We start from the raw sequence: 22,354 nt of genomic DNA, 5'->3' as shown, positions 1-22,354 counted from the left end.
TAAAGGTGTTTTTTAGTCTGACAGCTACCCTAATGCTCGCTAATTTGTTTCAAAGACTAAAACCAATACTGCACTTCATCACCAGGAACAATAACATACAACTACACGGTTTTTAATGACTCAAAAACAGTGTGTAGTTTATCTGTTGATCTTTTACATGTTTTAATTCAATATTAAAATTCATTTTAAATGAAATTTCATATTCTTTTTGCAATTACAATCTTATTTGTGATTACAGTATCCTGTACACTTGAAGAAACAGATTACGAAGCTGAGATAGCTACTGAAGTCACTGATTACTACGATTTTGAAGAGGCAACTTCATTTACTAGTAATCAATATATAATTACAATTGAGGCTTTAAATGGATCTTTACATAAAGGGTACAACGAAATTAGATTGGAGATTACCAATACACAAACCAATGAGCATATAAATAACTCAGAAGTCACCTTTTTACCCATATTAACCGATGCTTCAGGCAACAATTCATCCTGTCCGCACAGCTATGAATTGGTTTACAATACAGACGAGAACTATTATTCAGGTTATGCTGTTTTTACTAATAAGAGTGGGGATATAGGAAGCTGGGAGCTGTACATTAGTTTTACAGACAATGACCAAACCTATACGGTTAATCAAAATATTTCAGTTCTAGAACAAACAAATAAAAACTTAAATATGGCATCATTTATTGGAAATGATGATGAAATGTACTTTATCGCATTAATAGCTCCTCAAAAACCAAATGTTTCAGAAAATAATTTAGTGGCAGGAGTTTATAAATACATTCAGCCCACCAATCCTGCAGGAGACTTCCCTGATCCTTCTCAGTTTTTATTTTCTAAAGTGAAGAATCACAAACTGTTGTTGGATCCAAGAATGCCTGAGCCTTCTATGGGAAATCATTCTTCTCCAAACAATCAGGATTTAATACAACTAAACGACGGTCTGTATCACGGGGTAGTAAACTATACCATGACTGGAAATTGGACCTTGAATTTCATTTTTCTGAATGAGAATGATCAAGTCATTAAAGGAACTGAGGTTCCAACAGATTTTACACCAGGAATAGAAGGAGTAAAAAGCGAACTTTATATTGATACTTTATTCTGATGCTATGAAATATATTATAACACTATTGCTTTTTTGGGGAATATGTGCAAATGGACAAAACACAAAGGCAGAAAAGGACAGTACAAAATCAGTAGAATTAGAGGAAGTAGTAATAACTGCTGCTATCAAGAAAAAGATTGAAACCGAAATGAAGATGGCAGTTTCAGTTGATGAGTTTCTAGCATCTTCTGAAGACATTAGCTTTATTAAACGTGGAGCCTACGCTTGGGAACCACTACTCAACAATATGAGCACCGAACGCTCAACAATTACCATTGATGGGATGCATATTTTTGGAGCTTGTACTGACAAAATGGATCCAGTTACTTCATACATAGAGACCAATAATATTTCCGAAATTGATATAAAATCTGGACAAGAGGGTAGTTTGCATGGGGCTACAGTTGCTGGAAGCATTGATTTAAAAAGAAAAAGTACTCCGTTTAATCTTTATAAAAAATGGAGTGGATCTTATCAAACAGGGTTTGAATTAAATAACAAACAATTTTTCAATCTAGGAAATGTTTCCTACTCAAGTGATAAATTTGTAGCAGACGCTAGTATTTCATTTCGAGAAGCGGGTAATTATTCTGATGGGAATAACAAGGAAGTAAACCACTCACAATATAATAAATTCAACACTTCGATAGGATTGGCTTACAAAACAAGCACGCTATCATCAGTTAGAGTAGAAGCCATTTTTGATCAAGCAAATGATGTTGGTTTTCCTGCTCTCCCAATGGATTTATGGCTATCAAGAGCTCTAATTACCTCGGCTTCCTACAAACAATTATTTGAAGAAGGTCTCTTCAAAGTTTGGGATACAAAAGTCTATTTCAATGCTATTGAGCACTATATGGACGACACCACCCGTCCTGAAAACCTGGTTCATATGGATATGCCAGGTTGGAGTACAACCTACGGTTTGGTGTCTAAAGCTACTTTAAAAAACGAGCGGTTTTTTTCAGAAATACAGTTGAATGCCTATAACAATCTATCCATTGCAGAAATGCGTATGTACCCACAAGATAGAAGCGAAAGAACTATGTTTGCTTACAGCTGGCCATCAGTAACAACCACTGTTGCTGGAATATCGATGAATAACACTTGGGAGCTTTCAGAAAGAAGCCAGTTAAACTTTGGTGGTTCTTTGACAATAAACTATAACCATTCAAAATATGTGGAGTTCAATTGGATTTTTCATCCGGGAACTCCTCAAGAAAAAACACGAATTCTACCAAGTTTAAACACGAGTTACCAGCTTGATATAAACAATTTTAACTTCTCAATCGGTACAGGCTACGGCCACAGAGCTCCTTCGGTTTCTGAAGGTTACGGCTACTATATTTACAACAGTTTTGACCGTTATGATTATATAGGAAATCCAAATCTAAAAAACGAAATCTCCTATGAAGGCCATGCAAGCGCAGGTTTTAAAAATGAAAAAGCTAGTGTTCAAGCCAAAGTGAATTACTTCTATATTAAAAACTACATCATTGGTAGGGTTTTAAGTATGGGAAGCCCAATGAACTACCAATCGGTTGGTGTTAAGGGCTACACCTCTCTAGATCACTCAACCCTGTTTAACTTTTCACTCAATACAAGTTACACGCTTTTTGATGATTTACACTGGAAAGGATCGTTAACTTATGCACGAGGAAAAGATGAAAACGAGAAAAATTTACCGTTTATTCGTCCATTAAGTTACCAAACATCGTTAAATTATAACTACGAAAGATTTGGATTCCAGACTTCAGTAAATGGCGATATAGAACAAATTAACTACAGTCCAGAGTACGGAGAAGATCAAACCCCCTCTTATACCATTTGGAACCTCTCTGTAGATTATACCTTTTATATAAAAAATAAAAAAACAGTTCTTCAACTAGGGGCTGAAAATGTGTTAAACGAATATTATAGCACTTATGCCGATTGGGGAAACATCCCAAGAATGGGACGCAATATTTTCACTTCATTAAAATTTAATCTTTAACTATAAAAATAATAATATCTATTAATTTAATAAAAAATGAAAAAAATGAAAAATTACCTTTTACTAGCTGCTATTTCAATAGCTTTTATTTCATGTAGCAATGACGACAGTTTTCCTGTTGCAAACAACGTAACACTAGAGTTCCAAAACACCTTTGGAGAGAATACTATCGTATTAGGAGGAGAATCTTCTTCTTTAGCTTCAGTAAACACTTCAGAAGCTGGTCAAGCACACCGTTTTGCAGAATTAAAATATGTAATTAGCAATATCCGCCTAATTAAAAAAGACGGTTCTGAAATTCCTTACAATATAAACGATCTTGATAATGGAGCAACCGTTATAGACCATTCAAAACCAGAAACATTGAATTATGTTTTGAGCAACATCCCATCAGATGAATACAAGCAAATCAAATTCGGATTGGGAATTAGAAGTGACTTAAATACTTTGGATGAAGTAAGTTTTCCAGAATTCTATAATAATGCTGGAGCAAACGATACCGAAATGATGTGGGAATGGGGAACTGGTTATCGTTTTACAAAAATCGAAGGATTTTATGATACTGACAATAAAGAAATGTCTATACATACAGGAAGTACAATTGAAGATGGTGAAGGAGGTCATGTGCAAGGAGTTGATGCTTACAGAGATATCACTCTCGACCTTTCTACAAATGCTATAGTAGGAAACTCAGCACCCAAAATTACGATTAAAGCAGATTTTGATAAACTGCTAAGTGGAAACTCTTACACAATTACATTATCGTCAGGATCTGGCATGAATGACAATGCCACTCCAAATATCCACACTGCTGTGGAAATGGAGAAATTTGTAGATAATTTGGGTGGAAATAGCTCAAATGACTTTGTTGGAATGTTTTCTGTTATCAATGTAGAAAACTAAATTTATTTTTCAGAGCCGTTTTAACAGGCGGCTCTTTTTATTTCTTTTAACTTTTTTATTGAAAATGAAAAAAACAGTCTTTCTTTTAATAAGCATAATGTGTCTCGCAACATCTTGTAGCAAAGAAGACTACGAACCTGTTTTTTATAACAACCCTGAGGCTTCAATAAATATACCTATTGGGTTTCCGGAAGTGAACAACTCGTATTATACGAACATACCAACAAAATATGGAGTAGAATTAGGAAAAAAACTATTTCACGAAAAACGTCTCAGTGCAGACAATACTATTTCGTGTGCCAGCTGCCATATTCAGTCAAATGCCTTTGCAGATAATAATGCACAGGCAATCGGAATTGAAGGTAGAATTGGGCTTCGCAATACACCACCTATTCAAAATCTTGCTTTTATGAGGTTTTATAATTGGGATGGAAGCAAACTTCAATTAGAGAGTCAGCCAATAGTACCTATCATTACTCACGAGGAAATGGACTCTTCAATCATAGAAAGCATCGGAAAAATTCAAAATGATGTGTCCTACCTAGAGCTTTTTCAAAAAACATTTGGGGATGAAGAAATCACCCCTGAGAGAATTTATAACAGCATTGCTCAATATGAATACACCCTCATTTCTGCCAATAGTAAATATGATAAAGTTATGCGAAATGAAGGAGAAAGTTTTACAGAAAACGAAGCTCAAGGATATCAACTTTTTCAAGAAAAGTGTTCCAGTTGCCACAGCACAGAACTATTTACCGATCAGAGTTTTAGAAACATCGGTTTTCCAATAAATCCTGACAGTAATGAAGCCGGAAGAGCTCGAATTACTGGAATTGATGCCGACTATATGAGCTTTCGAGTGCCTTCATTAAGAAATGTAGAATACACAGCACCCTATGGCAGTTTTGGCCAATTTGAAACACTTATTGATATCCTAGACTATTTTGACGAAGGTGTTTTAGATGCAAACAATCTGGATCCTATTTTCAAAAATAATGGCAATAGAATACCACTCACCGAACAGGAAAAAGCATTTCTAATTTCGTTTATGAAAACGTTGAGTGATACAGATTTTATTGATCAATAATACAAGTGCAAACAAACGAGTGACTTAGAAATCACACTTTAAGTTAAACGTTAAAATAACTATATTGCAGCATGAAAAAGTATGCTTGGATTTTACTCCTAATCATAGCTCTTTCTTGTAAAGAAAAACAAGAGAAATTACCCGTTTTAGGCAATCCTGAAATTAAAGACGGTGAAACCGTATATCCTAAAATAAAAGATTTTTCATTTACAAATCAAGACAGCTTAATAATAACAAACAGTACCTTTGAAGGTAAAGCTTATGTAGCCGATTTTATTTTTCTGTCCTGCCCTACTATTTGTCCTATTATGCACACACACATGAAATCGGTTTATCAACATTATAAAGACAATCCCGATATCTCATTTTTATCGCACACAATAGACCCTGATAGAGATACCGTAAAGCGTTTAAAAAACTTTAGCGAGCGGCAAGAAATTGATGGCAATTGGCATTTTGTAACTGGGAATAGAGACAGTATAATGAACATTGCTATTGAAAGCTATTTCACAACCGCATATCCAGATTCAAATGAACCTGACGGTTTTGTACACGGAGGTGGATTTTTATTAATTGACAAAAACAGACATATTCGAGGTGTCTATGATGGGACAGATCCCATAGATATCGCAAGATTAATTGATGATATTAAAATATTACTGAAAGAATAAATCCATTAATGAATAAAATAATAACATATTTCCTCATCATTTTGTTTGTATTTCAAAGTACAAGCAACTTTTATATTATGTTTTCATTTTATTTAAACAGGGATTACATCGCACAAGAGCTATGTATTAATAGATTTGATAAAATCCCTGTTTGTAAAGGTTCTTGTTATTTAAGTGAAAAATTGTCCGAAAACGAAAAAAAAGAACAAAAAAATACCAGTACTAAGAACAAAGAGGTTCAACTCTATACACAGGTAAATAACGACATAGATTTTAGAATTAAGCTTTCTACTGGTCATCATAAAGCGGTTATTTTCTCAAGAAATGACCTCATAATCTTCACATTTGTACAATCCATTTTCCATCCCCCAAAAAAGCTGGTTAATTTAATTTAGTTTTTCTAATTTTTAATTAATCATAATCATGCAAACAGAACATATTCCTGTATGCAACATGGATTTATTTGATGAAAACTTAAAGCATTTTTGGATAAGCGACTTAAATGGATTGTTGCCTAAATTTCCTTTTTTAGAATATCCTCATACTCATAATTTTTATACCATATTATTTATTGAACAAGCTCAAGGAGAAATAAATATAGACAACAAAAGAATTCTGGTTAATGAGGCTAAAGTTATCATAATTAAACCACATTGCATAAATACGATTAACATAAACAATAAAGCAAATGGAATGATAATATGCTTCCATGAAGCTTTTTTTTCATTAAGATTCAATAACAATATTTTAAATCTATTTACTTTTTTAAACCTGGAATCTAAACCTTTTATTCGCATTTCAGAAAACCAATTGAACAGACTAAAGATTTTCTTGAATCTTCTAAAAGAAGAATATATACTCCAAAAAACAGAAGCAAAAAAAGTAATAAGATCCTATTTAAATATCTTATTATTTGAATTGGAACGCATCTACAAGCCTGTCGGAACTATTAATTACAAAACGCCAAGACAACATAAAGTACAAAGTTTTGAAAAATTGATAGGGCTACATTTTATTTCTAAAAAATTACCTTCAGATTATGCCGAATTACTTAATATAAGTCCTAATTACCTCAATAAACTATGCAAAGAGACAACAGGCATGACGGCTGGAGATTTAATTAGAAAACGTATAACCATAGAAGCTCAAAGGCTTATTCTATATACTCATAATTCTATTAATGAGATAGCTGATAAACTTGGGTTTGAAAACACATCCTATTTTATAACTTTTTTTAAAAAACAAACTGGTAATAGTCCAGAACAATTTAGAAAACTTGAAAAATAATAAATTAAAAATCATGAAAGCAAACACTATTTTACTTTTGGTTATGATGAGCTGTACCTACGGTTTTGCATAACTCTTACAGGAACCCTTAACCTATGCTTGAGATGCTCTTGGACCTTAGGGTCTACATTTAATAAGCACCATAATTTAAATACAAGGGAAAACTATATAGTTTTTGCTCAACAATATGCAAGGAACAATTCAAGAAAGACCCTGAATATTTTTTGCCAAAAATTGAGCACACTATTAAAAATTAAAATTTTAATACTAAAAACTAAAATTAAGAGTCATAAATATTGAAATCAATAACCGTTTTCCCTAACAAAGCAGGAACTATAATCTAAACTTCCTGCTTTATTATTTTTAGAAATATCATTGATCTTAATGAAACTTTGCATAAAAATTCTAAAGACTATGGATTTTCCAATGTTTCATCTCGATTGGCTTAACGACCGCTTTTTAATAGCGGTTATTGCCATACTGCACGTGTTTATTAACCATGGTTTGGCAGTAGGCTTTATCCCATACATCACTTGGCTAGAACAAAAAGGTGTTACAAATGCAAGCAAAGATCAAATAACCGATCTAAACTGGGATAACCTTATCTATAAAAAAATGAAGGTTGCCTTTATCATCACAACCACCATTGGTGCTATGACGGGCGTTGGAATTTGGTTTTCGGTTGCTTTGGTAAGCCCTTCTTCTATAGGGAGCTTAATTAGAGTATTTTATTGGGCTTGGTTTACAGAGTGGTTGGTTTTTGTTACAGAAGTTATTCTTATTTTGATTTATTTCCTCACTTGGAAAAACTCAAATACGTCACTCAAAGCTAAAGTCCGTCATATAAAATTCGGATGGTTTCTATCCATTTTTTCGTGGATTACGATGGCTATAATCGTGGCCATTCTTGGTTTTATGATGGATCCAGGAAACTGGAACAATGAACAGACTTTATTAAATGGTTTTACGAATCCTATCTATTTCCCGCAATTACTATTTAGAACACCGACAGCGATGTTAATTGGAGGTGTATTTGGGATGTTACTCACTACCATTTTCACAAAGAAAGGATGTGACATAAGAGCAAAAGCCGTTAAATATGCAAGTAAATGGATTTTGGTTTGGACACCGCTAGTTATTATTGGCGCTGTTTTTTATTGGAGTGTGATGCCAAGTGCCATGAAAGATAATATGAGTACGGCCGTAGGTAGTATGGAATTTGCCCAATATTATGATCTATTAAAATACTTTATTATTGGAACAGCTTCATTATCTGTACTTCTTGCTCTGTTTGCTTTAATGAAACCTAAAAAAATAAATTTTGCTTTTGTTATTGTTCCTTGCGTTTTAGCCTTTGGTTTTTTGGGGATTTTTGAAAGAGTACGTGAATTTGTCCGTAAACCCTATGTGATTGGAAATTATATGTATTCTAACCTTTTAAGAGAAGAAGATTACCCATTGTATAAAAGAGATGGCATCTTAAAACATGCCACATATACCGCCATAACAGAAATTACGGAAGAAAATAAAATTGAAGCCGGTAGAGATGTTTTTATGAACTTATGTAGTCGTTGTCATACCGTTAACCCGCAAGGTGTCAATTCAATTACTTATGTTTTTGAGCGTATGTATGGTTTTGGTAAACCTTTAGATAAAAATTCAATGGCTGCGTACATTCCGAATATGCATAATGGAAGAACTTACATGCCACCCTTTGCTGGAAATAAAAAAGAGTTGGATGCTCTGGTTGCTTACATCAAACAAGTCCAACAAACGGGAGAAAGTCTAGAAGGCGTACAAACTTCTGGAGTAAAAATAAACCCTTTAAACAGTGTAAAATCGGTTACTGAAAAACTCGAAGAGAATAAAGATTATTCTGAAGATTAATCAACATAATATTAAAATAAATGAAATTACTTCAAGTAAATACCCCTGTTCCTAAAGATATTCCTCTTGATCTCCCCTTACCAGAATGGTTATTGGTTATTTTATTGGTAGTATCATTTTTACTACATATTATTTTCATTAATTTAATGGTTGGCGGAAGTATAATAACACTTTGGGCTCAAATTAAAGGGTTAAAAAATAAAGAATATGATATTTTTGCCCACGAAATAGCCAAAACTATCACCGTAAATAAAAGTATTGCAGTGGTACTTGGGGTAGCACCTCTTTTAAGCATCAACACTCTTTATACCATCTATTTTTATTCGGCAAATGCTTTAACAGGTTTTGTATGGATTATGATTATACCATTGGTTACAATTGCATTTTTGCTTACTTATTTACACAAATACACTTGGAAGAATTTAGAAAAGAACAAACACATCCACATTGCTATAATGGGTTTGGCAGTTGCCATTTTTCTATTTATTCCCCTAATCTTTTTAACCAATGTAAACTTGATGATGTTTCCTGAAAAATGGGGGACTGTTAAAGGTTTTGTGAGTGCTTTAGTATTGCCCAATGTACTTCCTAGATATTTTGAATTTTTAGGAGCTTGTATTGCTGTTACTGGAGTTTTTATTACGTGGTACAACAACCGAAAAACTTATCCAATAGATAAAATTTACAGTTCCTTTACAAGATACCATATTAAAAAAATAGGTTATTCTATAGCAACCGTAGGGTTAGCGCTTCAAATCTTTTTTGGTATTATTGTATTATTTACCCTTCCTTCAAAAGGCTTAGGATATGGTGTTATCAGTATAATGGCTATAGCGGGACTGTTCCTTGCTTATGCCTTGTGGTATTGCTATCAATCTATCATATGCCCTAAAGAAGACATTGATTTACACTTTAAAAAGATAGCCGTATCAATATTAATATTTATGGTATTTTATGGAGGTAGTAGACAAATGTATAGACATACTGCACTGGAAAAACATCAAGAATTAGTCACTGCCCATACCGCTGAATTTCAAAAATTAAGCAAAGAGGCAAGGGAAAACCCTGTAGAAGAAACCACTGATTTAGAAATTGATGAATCGCTAGGAGAAATAGCCAAAGGATCGGCCGTTTTTAATCAATATTGTGCTGCTTGCCATAGAACCACCGAAAAATTAGTAGGTCCACCAATCACAGAAATGGCATCTATTTATGCTACTGATGAAGCAGGTTTAAAAAATTGGATAAAAACACCAGGTAAAAAGCGAGCGGATTACCCTCAAATGCCAGGATTTTCACAATTAACTGATGATGAATTAAAAGAGCTTGCAAAATATATTTTAACCTTTAAATAATTTAATTGTATGACAACTTTCTTGATTTTCACAATACTTGTAATGACTACCTATATCATTAAAGTCTTAATTAAGATAAATAGTCTAGTATTATTTGTAATAAAAAATAAAACCGTAAATGAAGTACCCAACGAATTGGATAAAAACTATCAGTTTATAAAAGGTCTATATTAAATAAAGTCTATTTAACCAGTTGTGCATTTTAAATATTGCTCATTTTTATGTTATTGATGTTTCAAAACCAAAACAAGTTTTTGATTATCAGAAAAATGGATAACTTTTTTTAAAAAAACATAATGCTCAACGAGTTTAAAAAGCCAGATTACTTTTTAATAAAGCAATCTGGCAAACATAAAAAATCAGGCATTCACTCATTAATTTTTTGATCACTATTCAAATGAAGTTCACTTTGAACTGGATTTGGATACATAGATACTTCAATTTGTTCAAAATTATGATTTGATAATGTTTCTACTTCAAAAGTTAGCATAACTGAATCATTTATATCTGAACTACAATCAGTGATGATGTAAAAATCGTATCTTCTAGACTCTAAATCATTAATAAGTACATTGTTGTTCCCTATTGGTAAACTGCCTTGTTTAATGATGTTGTTATCTGATAATTGATAGCCTTTAAATTTATTAAAAAATAATTTTTATCTTTTAATAAATTTTTCTGTGAATGATTTATTTTCTTTTGTCGTGATTTCAAGAATGTATGCGCCTCCTGAAAGTTGATCAACATTTAAAGTTTCAGCAGTTGTGCTCTCAAGCAATTGCTGTCCCATCATGTTGTAAATCGATAAACGTTCTAATTCAAAAGATTCTAAACCTTGAATGTTTAATTCATTTTTGACAGGATTTGGGTAAATACTTAAATCGGCTAACTCAGAAAAATCCTTGTTTGATAAAGTGCCATTTGCATAAACAAAATTATCATAATAAGCATCGCCACCATAATTGTTGTGTAACATATTAAAACCTTCAATATTTTCTGAAGTAAAGTTATCACCCGTATAAATCAAGACATCATCCATATAATATTTAATCTCTGCTGCACTAACCTCTATTTTAATGCTGTACCAAGTATTTGGAATCCATGATGCACCATCAATATAATCTGAGCCATAAGTAATATCAGAAATAACATATACTTGCCCCTGATTTTCCATAGCAAAACCTGCGACTGGCACAAAATCTTCATCAGCATCAATACCATAAAGCGTCAACTCAAAGTCGGCACCCAGTGTTTCTGTCACCATAACATCATAAGAAAATACAAAATCTTCGTAAGATTTTGGTGTGTCAAATGTTTTAGCAGCGCCAAAAATTGGTAGCCATTGCCAATCATAACTTGGCTCAAAAGCATTTTTAAAAGAAAAACTGCCGTCTGAAGCTTCTTCATCTGTCACAACTTGGTTTTGAAGAAAGTTACCATCGCTGTCTACTGTTACTTCCCATCCGTTTTGGGTGTTTAAAGTTGCTAATTGGTAACCTTCACTGGCTTCAAAAGAAATCGTTTCTTGTGCAGAGACAAAACCAAAAAACAAAATCATCAATCCTAATGCGTAATTTTTTATCATTATTTAAATTTTAAAATGATTTGACAATATATCAAATACTTGCAAAGTGTCCGCTTTTCCAATAAACATTAACAATAAAAAGACCACTCCTTTTCAGAAGCGGTCTTTCCAAAAACACAAATTTATAGATTTGAAATCTACTACTGAACAATCAACTTTTTAGTTTGTTGTGTATTGTTTGTTATTATTTGAACAATATATGTGCCACTACTTAAATCTGAAACATCAAGCTTTGTTTGAGCAAATTGAGAAGACACACCTATTTTTTTACTTACCATCAATTGACCTGTTAAGTTGTAAACCTTTACTTCATAATCAGAAGCTTTTGCGTTATCAAACACTAATTCAACTAGACCGTCACGCGTCGGATTTGGATATAACCCAAAGCTAAAACTATTTTCAATTTTCTCTAAGCCTAAAGTTGTTGTGACGTCTTCTGTTGTAAAATCAATATTACCGGTTGAGCTTCCTTCAAAACTTGTAAAGACAAGACGATAAATTGTTTCATCGGCATATTTGACATAAAAAGCTTTGTCAGAATTGACTGTATAACCAGAACCGCCAAAACTCTTCCAATCATATCCAATTGTATTGATCTCTTCACTATAAGTTAAATCTACTGAATTATTTTGGCCATTTGGCTCGTCGCGTTCAGCAACCATCAAGTTAGGATTTTGCAAAACTCCTGTTACCGTATATGGCATCGGCCCTTCACTACTTGGGTATTCAGTTGTAAACTTTGTAAAAGTTAAGTCCCACTGATCTTGTGCTGGAGCAATACTCACAGCTGCATTCGTTTCTAAATTATAATAATTAAAGAAGTTGTTCGGATTTTCAGTGTTATCTAAAGTTACTATTTCATCTGCACTCCAAGTTGCATTTGTGTCGTCCCACGTACTATATTTAAAAGTGTAAGCTCCATAAAAGTTTTCAATAAAGAATTTTCTGAAAGTTCCATCTGCATATTTCAATACAAAAATGATACTTCCTGTCACCTGATGGTTAGCTGAATTATACTCACCCCAACCATAAGTAGCTGATCCCTGCATAAATGCACCATCTGCCCAACTCACTTCTGAGTTGTAAAGAATACTCCATTGGCTTTCATTACTTACATCAATATTACTCCAATCTGAGGCCTGATTCGAAGCTTCATAAACTTCTATGCCTTTTGCGTCGTTTACACGAATTCCCATATCATAAGAACTTGTTCTTAAAAAAGCAAGATCCCAAGCATCTATCGATAAACTTGATTGTTGATCTGTACTGATTTTATAAAAAACCTGATTTGCATAACTTGCGCCCATACTAACTGTTTTCGTCGCTTCTTGTGCCTGAACCTGAATTGCCACCATAAAAATGACAACAAAATGTAATAAATGTTTCATTGTAAAAATTGTTTGAATTGTTTGAATTGAAAATTGTTTTTATTCTAAAAGCTTAAATTCGAATTTTGGATATCCTCTGTCTCCATCTTGGTTAGTTAAACTCAAAAAACGAAGTTTGTAATAGTTCCCATTTGGGTCTTGAACAACATAAAATGGTGATTGAAAAACCTGACCAGAAAAAACATCTCGCCAAGACTCGCCAATGGCTCTTTGATCTACTTTAAAAGCATTCTGATCAATATCATTTAATGAAAATTCGTTATAAGTTAAACTTGAAATTTCATCTGCTTTATATGCTTTTGCTCCAGCCTTCCTATTATGTAATACAAAATCTGAGTAGCCATAACTACCAGCATCTTCAATTAGATTTGTAAAAACTGTAAAATTGATATCCCAACGGTCCTTTTCAGGTTCAACGGAAACAAAATTTTCTGTATCAAAACTGAAAAAATTAAAATTGTAAGATTCGTTTTTAGAAATTGTGATTTCTTGATGAGTGCTTGCATCCAAGTCAGCATATTGTAAAAGATATGCATCGCCAGATTTTAAAATTCTGATTTTTTTCCAACCGCGAGGTTCTCCTGCAATACTTACCGAACCCGAGTTTGCGTCATTTTCTCCTACTTCATAACCAAGATTGAGTAAGTAAACTTTATTTTCATTTGCTTGTAATTTCACTTCATCAATAGCCGTTTTTTCTATATTTCCGTCTGGATGATCAACATAAGCTTCATTCGTTGGGTCGAAAGTACCTACCGCAACTTTTGATTTTAAGTGACTGACACTTTGCTCTGTAACAGCATCAATGTCAGTACTCTCTATAGCTTTTGCAGCCATATAAATTGATGAGTTTATCACAACTCTATCGTGATTGCCGCCATAAAATCCTAAATCCCAGTGGTCACGCTGGACTTTCTTCTGACTTTTGCTGCTCAAATCAATATAAACTTGATAAGCTTCAGCCGGTCCTCCAATATCAGGACTTAAACTTCCGCCCAAAGTTGGAGAAGCATTAACTTGATACTGTATATTGCCTTGTATTTGAGAATTGAGATAATCAATTTGTGTGATTTTAAAGTCTATTTCAGATGTTTCATCAAGGTTTTGATTCAATTTTTGAAAGCGTATTTTCTGTGAGGTTTGCCCTGCTTCAATTGCAACGGAAATCTGACCATTTTCTGCAGAAGGCTGCGTCACAAAATCTTGACCGTAAACAGCATTAAATGTTTGAAGGCTAATTGAAACTTCGCCATCTATTTCTGCAATATCAGAGTAAACCAAGGGAATATCAAACTCACTTCCTGCTTCAAGATGGTTAATAGACAACTCTTCAAAAGCAACCACAAACGGATCTTCAGTTAACGATTTATCATCACTGCAACTTGTAATAAATATTATGACGACGAGTATTTTAAAAAAATTAAAATCTAAAGATATCATGATGTTATAAGTTTAAATTATATTGTAATCTCAAAAAGTATGAGCGACCATAAGCAATACTTTGGGCACTTGGCGCATCTGAATGAGCGCCTCCACTAAAAGCTGTCGTATTAATGGAGTTAACATCTAAAAGATTACGTATGCCGAGTGTTGCCACCCATTGATTATTAAAAAATGATTTTTTAAAAGAAGCATCTAACCAACCATAAGCTTCCGTTTTTCCTTTGTCAAAAACTAAATCTCCGAGATCATTTTCTTTTTGAACAAATTGGTATTGTTGTCCGATATGTTTGAAATAAAGTGTAAAAGCTGCATCGATTTTTGGCAACTCATAATTAAGGTTTGCATTCATCTGAAAATGATATAAGTAATCATCTTTTACATTTTCACTTGAGTCTAATGTTTTAGAAACACCTTGAAGTGATAAGCCTAAATTTAACTGGATATTTTTATAAAAAACTGAGTTTTCGGTATAAATTCCATGTGTTTTAAAAGCATCAATGTTGGTGAATTTATAGGTTAACGGACTTTCACTCGCGATGCTTAATTCAATACGATCTTGAATATCAATATAAGATGCGCTGATTTTTGATTTTAAATTAATCTCATCAGATAATTGAAAATTCTTTTTTAAATGAACAAAAACAGAGTAACCTTTCTCAGGATTCAAATCAGGATTACCTTGCACATCATGATTTACATCTACAAAATAAGTGTAAAGTTCCTTATAAGTTGGTGTTCGGTTTGATGAACCCACAACAGCTCTTAATTGATAATTATTATCAAATTTATACCTTGAGCTTAATGACAACATAAACTGCTCATCAAAAAGATTTGAAGTAGAGATTCTTGCTCCTGGACGTACATAAAAACGCTTAGAAAATTGATGCTCTAAACTTGCAAAAAAGTCGTAATGATTAAGCTCTTGAGAACTTTCTTCATCTGATGATGCGACTGACATCGAAAATGGAGAGCCTTGACCTTTTTCCAAATTAACCTCATAACCTAATTGTAAGCTCGTTGATTTTGTATTTAATATTTTACTGATAAATCCACGTGAAAAGAATACTTCTCGTTCTAGGTATTGTGATTTTTTAACATTCGTTTTTTGATCTTGCCTAATCACATAAGTATAGCGCTCTAAGTCTTTAGTTTGTTTTTGATAAGATGCTGAAAAGCTGAATGGCTTTTCTCCAAATATTTCACCCGAAGCATTGAGATTATGCATCATTCTCAGGTTTGTATAAACCTCATCTAATGCTGTGGGTTGTTGAGTTTGTGTAGCAGGGTTTTCGTTTAAGCTAACCGTTTTGTTATACTTAAAAATATCTTCAGTAAGATAATCAAAACGATAATCTAAATTCAAGTTTTCTAATGGTTTGTAATTTAAAGCTAAACGAAGGTTATGATTAATTTTCGGCAACCATTCATGCCCTCTTTTGTTATCATTTTTATCATAAACTTCCCCTTCTCTGTCATTCCAATAACCTCCAAAGTCATTGCGATTATAGCTTAATGAAGTAGAAAATTTATCAGAAAAACCATGATCTACTTGTACTGATTGTATATGCTTTCCTTGTTTAAACCATTCATACTCACTACCTACACTTTCTTCTTGTGCATAAACACTAATTTTAGTGATATCAGTTGAAGGGTTTTTAGTAATGATGTTTAAAATACCAGATAATGCATTAGCACCATATTGTACACCCATCGCACCTTCAACAAATTCAACCCGTTTAACATTATCGATATTAATGAGTGATAAATCAATATTGTTACCAACGCCCTCTTCATTAATCATTGGGATACCGTCAATCAATATTTTAAAATACTGACCATCTAAACCAAACAAACTTAAACTCGACTTTCCTGTTGATGGATTCGGCTGAATAGTTATATGTAAACTTTGAGATAATAAATCAGCTAAATTAGTTGCTGCTCGTCTTTCAATTTCTTTTTGTGTAATCACTTTAACTTCAAAAACAGACTTATCAACCGCCTGAGGGTTAAGCTGACCTGTAATCACTACATTCTCAAGAGTTTCTGTCCAAATTGAATCTTGCTCTTGTGCAAAAACTTGATTCGAACTGATGATTGATAGAAAAAAAATTAAAGAAAAACCTTTGAAATAGTTTTTATTTAGACTCATTATATTTAATTTTGACGCAAATATATAATTTATATTCAATCTAAATAAATATTAAAAACAAATTTTCATGAAAAAAGTTAGCACTTTTATCCTTATAGTATTCGTGTTTATAGGGACTTCACTTAATGCTCAATCAAAACTCAAAAAAGACAGAGAGGCTATTAAAAGCATGTGCGGATGTTACGAAGTGACTTTTAACTTCGCAGAAACCTTTAATAATAGCGAGGACTCACTTTATCAAGCCTCAGCAAATAAAATTAGCAAAGGTCTAGAATGGGCTGAACTTGTAACAGACAATAAAAAAGAAATTGTTATTCAGCATATCTTACAAGTTGGTAATCCTCAAGATCCGATGATTGTGAAGCACTGGCGCCAAGATTGGCTTTACCAAAACACAGATTTTTACATGTTTGACCATGATAACAAATGGACTTATAAGGAGAAGTCAAAAAAAGATGTGAAAGGACAATGGACGCAAAAAGTCTATCAAGTTGATGACAGTCCGCGTTACGAAGGTACGGGAACTTGGGTTCACGTTGATGATAAAAACTACTGGGAAAGTGTGACTGACGCGCCATTACCAAGACGCGAATACACTAAACGCAGTGATTACAACGTCACAAAGCGTCAAAACAGACATGAAATCACAGATAATGGTTGGGTACACGACCAAGATAACGCAAAAATCATCCGTAAAGATGGTGAAGAAGATGTCATCCTAGCTTATGAAAAAGGTTACAACACTTATGTCAAAGTTGATGATAGCAAATGCCAAGCGGCACGTGATTGGTGGAAAGAAAATAATGAAAAATGGGCAAAAGTTCGTGCAAAATGGGATGAAGTTTTTGAGAGAAATCAAGATTTAAGCCTTAAAGAAAAAGTTGATTTTAAAGTCATGTATAAATACTTATTTGATGATGAAATCAACACAGAGGAAGAAATAAGCACAACGATTGACAAGTTTATCAAATAAATAATACAGTACAAATGAGAATATCAATTCTAACTTTAATTCTATTGACAAGCCTTATAGGTTTTGCTCAAAAAAATCCGTTTACAGAGAGAGATTATTGGACGAAGAATCCGTCTATTAAAAGCATTAAAGCCGATATGGCAAAAGGTCACGATATTTCAACCTTAAGCAGCAATTCATTTGATGCGACAACTTGGGCAATTCTCAATGATGTCGATCTTGAAACAATTTTATTTTTGCTTGAGCAGAAAGGAAATGGTGTTAATAAACTCACGCATGATGGCAGAACATATCTGTTTTGGGCTGCTTATAAAGGCAACATCAAATTGATGGATCACCTTTTAAAAAATGGTGCAAAAACAGATTTAGTTGATGATCATGGAAATATTGTTCAAACTTTTGCAGCAGGTGCAGGTCAAAAAGATCCTAAACTTTATGCCTTTATGCAAAAAAATAATCTGCCAATTAAAGCGACTAATCGCAATGGCGCTAATGTACTTTTATTGTTGATGTCACATCTCGAAAAAGTCAATGAAATTGACTTCTTAATTAAAGCAGGTTTAGATCTAAAATCAACTGATCATGATGGCAATAATGCTTTTATGTATGCTGTGAGAAAAGGAAATATTTCTTTATTAAAAGAATTAATTCAAGAAGGCATCAATCCAAAAGTTGTCAACGAAAAAGGTGAAAATGCCATCTTTATGGCAAGTTATGGCGCAAGAGGTTACAGCAATCCGATTAAAGTTTATCAATTTTTAAATAAACTAAACATAGAGACCAATATTTCAAATTCAGAGAAAACAACACCTTTACACAATATCGCAAGAGGGACAAAAGACACAGAAATTTTTGATTTTTTCATTAACAAAGGTGTTGATGTCAATCAGCAAAACCAAAAAGGTCAAACAGCTTTGATGAATGCCTCAGCTTATAATGATATTTCTGTCATTGAGTATCTTTTAAAGAAGGATGCTGAAATCAATTTAGCCAATCAAAATAAACAAACAGCATTAATGTTAGCTACGCAAAGAAATTCTGCTGAAGTAGTTAAGTTTTTACTAGAAAAAGATGCAAAAATTGATATAAAAGACAAAAAAGGAAACACACTTGTTTACTATTTAATTCAAGCTGAAGGCTCAAAAGCTTTTGATAAGAAATATGATCTTTTAGTGAATAAAATCAATTTTAAAGGTTTACAAGCAAACAGAAATAACCTTTATCATTTAGCAGTTGAAAAGAAAAGTGAAAAGCTTTTAGATTTAGCAAAAAAACATCAAGCTAAAATCAATCAAGTGAACCAAAATGGATTAACACCTTTGCATTTGGCTTCAATGACAGCTCAGAATCCTGAGTTTATCAAAGCAGTTCTTAAACATGGTGCAAAATTAAATATCAAAACCGATTTTGATGAAAGCGCTTATGATTTAGCATCACAAAACGAAATGCTAAAAGGACAGGATATTTCATTTTTAAAATCTTAATATTATTTAGTTATGAAAAAAGCAATTTTCCTTTTCGTCGGTATTCTTACCCTCATGTCTTTTACAAATATAAAAAGCACTGATCCTTATAAATGCCTCATTCAAATGAAAAACTATTCTGGTGAAGGCGCCTACATTGTTATTTCACTTTTAGATGAAAATGATGAATACCTCAAAACAATTCACGTCAGAGGTGAAGATGATGAATGGTATCACGACATCTCAGAATGGTGGAATTTTCAAGGTAAAAACAAAGCAAGTCTAGATGGTATCACTGGTGCAACAATTTCTGGTGGTAGCCGAGCTGTGACAAGTTTAGAAATCAATCCAGATTGGATCGGTAAAAATTACAGCTTAAGGTTTGAAACCGCTGTTGAAGATAAAGCTTATCACCTTGATGATATCAAAATTAAATTAACACAAGAATTACTCAAAGGACAAACACTTAAAGGCAGTGGCTTTATCAGGTTCGTCAAAATATTAGCTCAGTAAAAAAATGTTACAAAAAGTTTGGCGACTCTCGCATTTAGCTTTAGCCTTAATTGCGGGTATTTTCATCCTCTTAGCTTCAATAACAGGTTTGGCTCTTGCAACTGAACCTGTTATTGAACATTCTAAGGCAACGAGTTTTCATCATCTTGACGAACTAGATTTGGAAACGGCTTTACTTAATATTAAAGCTGAACATCCTGAAGTCATAAGCATTCATCGTAATGCTTACAACCAAATCAGTATCGAAACCATAGATGAAAATTTTGAAAGTCAAAGTTTTTATATCAATCCTTTTACAGGCAAAAAAATTGCTAATATCAGTGAACGTTCGGCGATTTATGAATTCAATACGGTTTTACACAGATCGCTTTTTCTGAAATCAACAGGCCGATTCATCATTGGTTTAACTGCGATTTTTCTTATTTTGATTGTTATTTCAGGTTTTGCGCTTCTTTTGAAGAGATATGGCAGTTTTAGAAAGATTTTTAGCAAAGAAAAGTATGATGGAACTGCAGCTTATTGGCATAGTTTGGCAAGTAAATATTTTTTAATTCCCTTGTTTATTATTGCGATTAGTGGCGCTTATCTCAGTGTCGATCGTTTTTTGATTGAAAGTCAACCTCAAGATATTTGGGATTTTGAGCAAAATGAAAACACGGCTGAAACTGAAATTTTAGAATTAGAAAATATCAATACTTTTGATAATTTTAAAGTTTCTGAAATCCTACAAATCGACTTTCCTTTTGCTGCTTCACCGGACGAATATTTTTATGTAAAGCTTGTCAATGCTGAGCTTTTGGTCAGTCAGGTTTCTGGTCAAGCCATCAATCGAGTTTCTGAAACGCCTGCTTTAAAAACTAAAAGATGGAGTTTTCATCTTCACACAGGTGATTTCAGCTGGCTGTGGTCAATCATTTTAGGCTTGAGCAGTTTGGTGCTCGTTGGTTTATTTATCAGTGGAATTTTGATTTGGTTAAAAAGAATTATAAAATCAAAAGCTAAAAATAAGTGTCCAAAGGATGAAGCTGAGATCGTAATTTTAGTTGGGTCAGAAACAGGGTCAACATTTGGTTATGCTAGCCGATTGGCCGAAGCATTTATTAAGCTTAAAAAGAAAGTTTATGTCGCGAGTTTAAATCAGTATTCAAAATTTGAATCAGCTCAGCATCTTTTAATCTTAAGCTCAACTTATGGTGATGGTGAAGCGCCTTACAACGCATCTCAGTTTCTTCAAAAACTGAAAAACATCAATCAAAAAGCGCATTATTCTGTTTTAGGTTTCGGCTCAACAGATTATCCAAAATTTTGTGCTTTTGCTGAAAAAGTCAATCAAGAACTGCACAAAAAAGAAGGCTTGCAAGCTTTAACAGCTTACGCAACCGTTAATAAAAACAACGAATCAGAATTTATCAATTGGACTTCTGAACTAAGCCGAGCGCTTGATTTAAATTTAGAAATACAACCGCCGAAGGAAGCACAAACCACTTTAAAAATAAAAGAAATTTCATGCTTAAATTGTGATCAGAATTTTACACTTTGTTTGAAAACAAAAAAGATAAATAACATTCAATCAGGTGATTTATTGGCCATCACGCCAAAAGCTGATGGACGCGAACGCCTCTACTCAATAGCAAAAGTTGATAACAAAGTGCTACTCAGTGTTAAAAAACACGATATGGGTATTTGTTCAACTTATCTCTCTCAATTAGAAAAAAACAAAACATTTAAAGCAAAAATCAGAAAGCATCCTAGCTTTCATTTAGGTAACAAAAAGAATGTCATTTTCATCGCTAACGGAACTGGTATTGCTCCTTTTCTTGGGATGATAGATGAAGCGAAAACAGAAAAAGAAATGCATGTTTTCTTTGGGTTAAGAAAGCCTGAATCCTTTGAGTTATATAAAGATTATTTCAACAGAAATCAATCTAAAATTAAGAGTTTGAATTTAGCTTATTCTCGTCAAGAACAAAACTCACAATACGTGCAACACCTTATCGCGCAACATCCTGAAACAATCATCAAATGTTTGCAAAATGATGGTTGCATTATGCTTTGCGGCTCTTTAGCGATGGAAAAAGAAGTCAAAAAAGAGATTGATAAAATCTTAAAAGCCAAACTCTTAACAAACATTAACAACTACTCTTTACAAATTATTTGTGATTGTTATTGATAATTGCATAATTTTGCAACGTGAAAAAGAAAAAGGCAAAATTATTCTCTAGCTTTTTAGCAAGCCTCTTGCTAACGGTTATTTTATTGCCTTCTGTTCATAGCTTCCATCATGAAGATGCTTTTAAACCTGCACATTGCGATTATGAGCATACACATGTCAGTCAGCTTGAAACACATTGTGGCATTTGTGATTTACAACTTCAGCCAATCACGCCAATTCAATTGTTTTCTTTTGAGCTCATCATTCCTGATTTTATCAAGACTGATGTTCTTTTAATAAAGGAAATCTACTATTCAAAATCAAATTCATTTTTTCGTTTACGTGCACCTCCAGTCGTTTAATCATTTTACAGAATAAGCGATTTATTA

General features: G+C 33.1%; 17 protein-coding genes and 1 pseudogene. 14 read left to right on the top strand and 4 right to left on the bottom strand.

From position 1 onward, the window contains the following. Positions 1–189 precede the first annotated feature (189 nt). From BLV84_RS09050 to BLV84_RS09005, 9 genes and pseudogenes are all read left to right on the top strand, one after another. The gene (locus BLV84_RS09050; protein WP_093244350.1) at positions 190–1,116 is read left to right on the top strand and encodes a hypothetical protein; all 927 of its coding nucleotides are present in this window, start codon (positions 190–192) and stop codon (positions 1,114–1,116) included. A gap of 4 nt (positions 1,117–1,120) precedes the next feature. Then, complete coding sequence (locus tag BLV84_RS09045; RefSeq protein WP_093244372.1) at positions 1,121–3,109, top strand: TonB-dependent receptor plug domain-containing protein; 1,989 nt, start codon at positions 1,121–1,123, stop codon at positions 3,107–3,109. Between the two features lie 45 nt (positions 3,110–3,154). Next, entirely contained in the window at positions 3,155–4,012 is an 858-nt protein-coding gene (locus tag BLV84_RS09040; RefSeq protein ID WP_234953124.1) for an MbnP family protein, read from the top strand. Positions 4,013–4,076: 64 nt separating this feature from the next. Continuing rightward, positions 4,077–5,099 (top strand): cytochrome-c peroxidase, encoded by a 1,023-nt coding sequence (locus tag BLV84_RS09035; RefSeq protein ID WP_093244348.1) that lies wholly within the window; start codon positions 4,077–4,079, stop codon positions 5,097–5,099. A 71-nt stretch (positions 5,100–5,170) separates the two neighbouring features. After that, positions 5,171–5,770: an SCO family protein gene (locus BLV84_RS09030; protein WP_093244347.1), complete on the top strand. Its 600-nt coding sequence runs from the start codon at positions 5,171–5,173 to the stop codon at positions 5,768–5,770. Positions 5,771–6,193: 423 nt separating this feature from the next. After that, positions 6,194–7,057, top strand: coding sequence for an AraC family transcriptional regulator (locus tag BLV84_RS09020; protein ID WP_093244345.1), 864 nt, complete (start codon positions 6,194–6,196; stop codon positions 7,055–7,057). Positions 7,058–7,218: 161 nt separating this feature from the next. Further along, a pseudogene (locus tag BLV84_RS12695) lies at positions 7,219–7,314 on the top strand (hypothetical protein); the annotation flags it as partial. Positions 7,315–7,471: 157 nt separating this feature from the next. Further along, positions 7,472–8,944, top strand: a complete 1,473-nt coding sequence (locus BLV84_RS09010; protein WP_093244344.1) for a c-type cytochrome — start codon at positions 7,472–7,474, stop codon at positions 8,942–8,944. A gap of 20 nt (positions 8,945–8,964) precedes the next feature. Next, a complete protein-coding gene (locus tag BLV84_RS09005) occupies positions 8,965–10,299 on the top strand; it encodes a cytochrome c (RefSeq protein WP_093244343.1) in 1,335 nt (444 codons plus the stop codon). Between the two features lie 658 nt (positions 10,300–10,957). Here BLV84_RS09005 and BLV84_RS09000 read toward each other — a convergent pair. The 4 genes from BLV84_RS09000 to BLV84_RS08985 all read right to left on the bottom strand — a co-directional run bounded on the left by BLV84_RS09000 (position 10,958) and on the right by BLV84_RS08985 (position 16,864). Beyond that, a complete protein-coding gene (locus BLV84_RS09000; protein WP_093244342.1) occupies positions 10,958–11,884 on the bottom strand; it encodes a T9SS type A sorting domain-containing protein in 927 nt (308 codons plus the stop codon). Between the two features lie 140 nt (positions 11,885–12,024). Beyond that, a complete protein-coding gene (locus tag BLV84_RS08995; protein ID WP_093244341.1) occupies positions 12,025–13,272 on the bottom strand; it encodes a T9SS type A sorting domain-containing protein in 1,248 nt (415 codons plus the stop codon). 39 nt (positions 13,273–13,311) lie between these two features. After that, on the bottom strand, positions 13,312–14,712 hold the full coding sequence (locus tag BLV84_RS08990; protein ID WP_093244340.1) for an HmuY family protein: 1,401 nt from the start codon (positions 14,710–14,712) through the stop codon (positions 13,312–13,314). Between the two features lie 4 nt (positions 14,713–14,716). Continuing rightward, positions 14,717–16,864, bottom strand: coding sequence for a TonB-dependent receptor plug domain-containing protein (locus BLV84_RS08985; protein WP_093244339.1), 2,148 nt, complete (start codon positions 16,862–16,864; stop codon positions 14,717–14,719). A gap of 67 nt (positions 16,865–16,931) precedes the next feature. Here BLV84_RS08985 and BLV84_RS08980 point away from each other — a divergent pair, with 67 nt between their 5' ends. The 5 genes from BLV84_RS08980 to BLV84_RS08960 are packed head-to-tail and all read left to right on the top strand — an operon-like array spanning position 16,932 to position 22,327. Continuing rightward, positions 16,932–17,837, top strand: a complete 906-nt coding sequence (locus tag BLV84_RS08980) for a DUF6607 family protein (RefSeq protein WP_093244338.1) — start codon at positions 16,932–16,934, stop codon at positions 17,835–17,837. 14 nt (positions 17,838–17,851) lie between these two features. Continuing rightward, positions 17,852–19,321, top strand: coding sequence for an ankyrin repeat domain-containing protein (locus tag BLV84_RS08975; RefSeq protein WP_093244337.1), 1,470 nt, complete (start codon positions 17,852–17,854; stop codon positions 19,319–19,321). Between the two features lie 12 nt (positions 19,322–19,333). Further along, positions 19,334–19,813 carry a DUF2271 domain-containing protein gene (locus tag BLV84_RS08970; RefSeq protein ID WP_093244336.1) on the top strand — a complete coding sequence of 160 codons (480 nt, stop codon included), beginning with the start codon at positions 19,334–19,336 and terminating at the stop codon, positions 19,811–19,813. Positions 19,814–19,817: 4 nt separating this feature from the next. Continuing rightward, positions 19,818–21,983: a PepSY domain-containing protein gene (locus tag BLV84_RS08965; protein ID WP_093244335.1), complete on the top strand. Its 2,166-nt coding sequence runs from the start codon at positions 19,818–19,820 to the stop codon at positions 21,981–21,983. A gap of 20 nt (positions 21,984–22,003) precedes the next feature. Further along, a complete protein-coding gene (locus tag BLV84_RS08960) occupies positions 22,004–22,327 on the top strand; it encodes a hypothetical protein (protein ID WP_093244334.1) in 324 nt (107 codons plus the stop codon). The last annotated feature ends 27 nt before the right edge of the window (positions 22,328–22,354 follow it).

The sequence above is a fragment of the Psychroflexus halocasei genome (assembly GCF_900107595.1).
Classification (GTDB): Bacteria; Bacteroidota; Bacteroidia; order Flavobacteriales; family Flavobacteriaceae; genus Psychroflexus; species Psychroflexus halocasei.
This window is presented reverse-complemented; position numbering and strand designations above follow the sequence as displayed.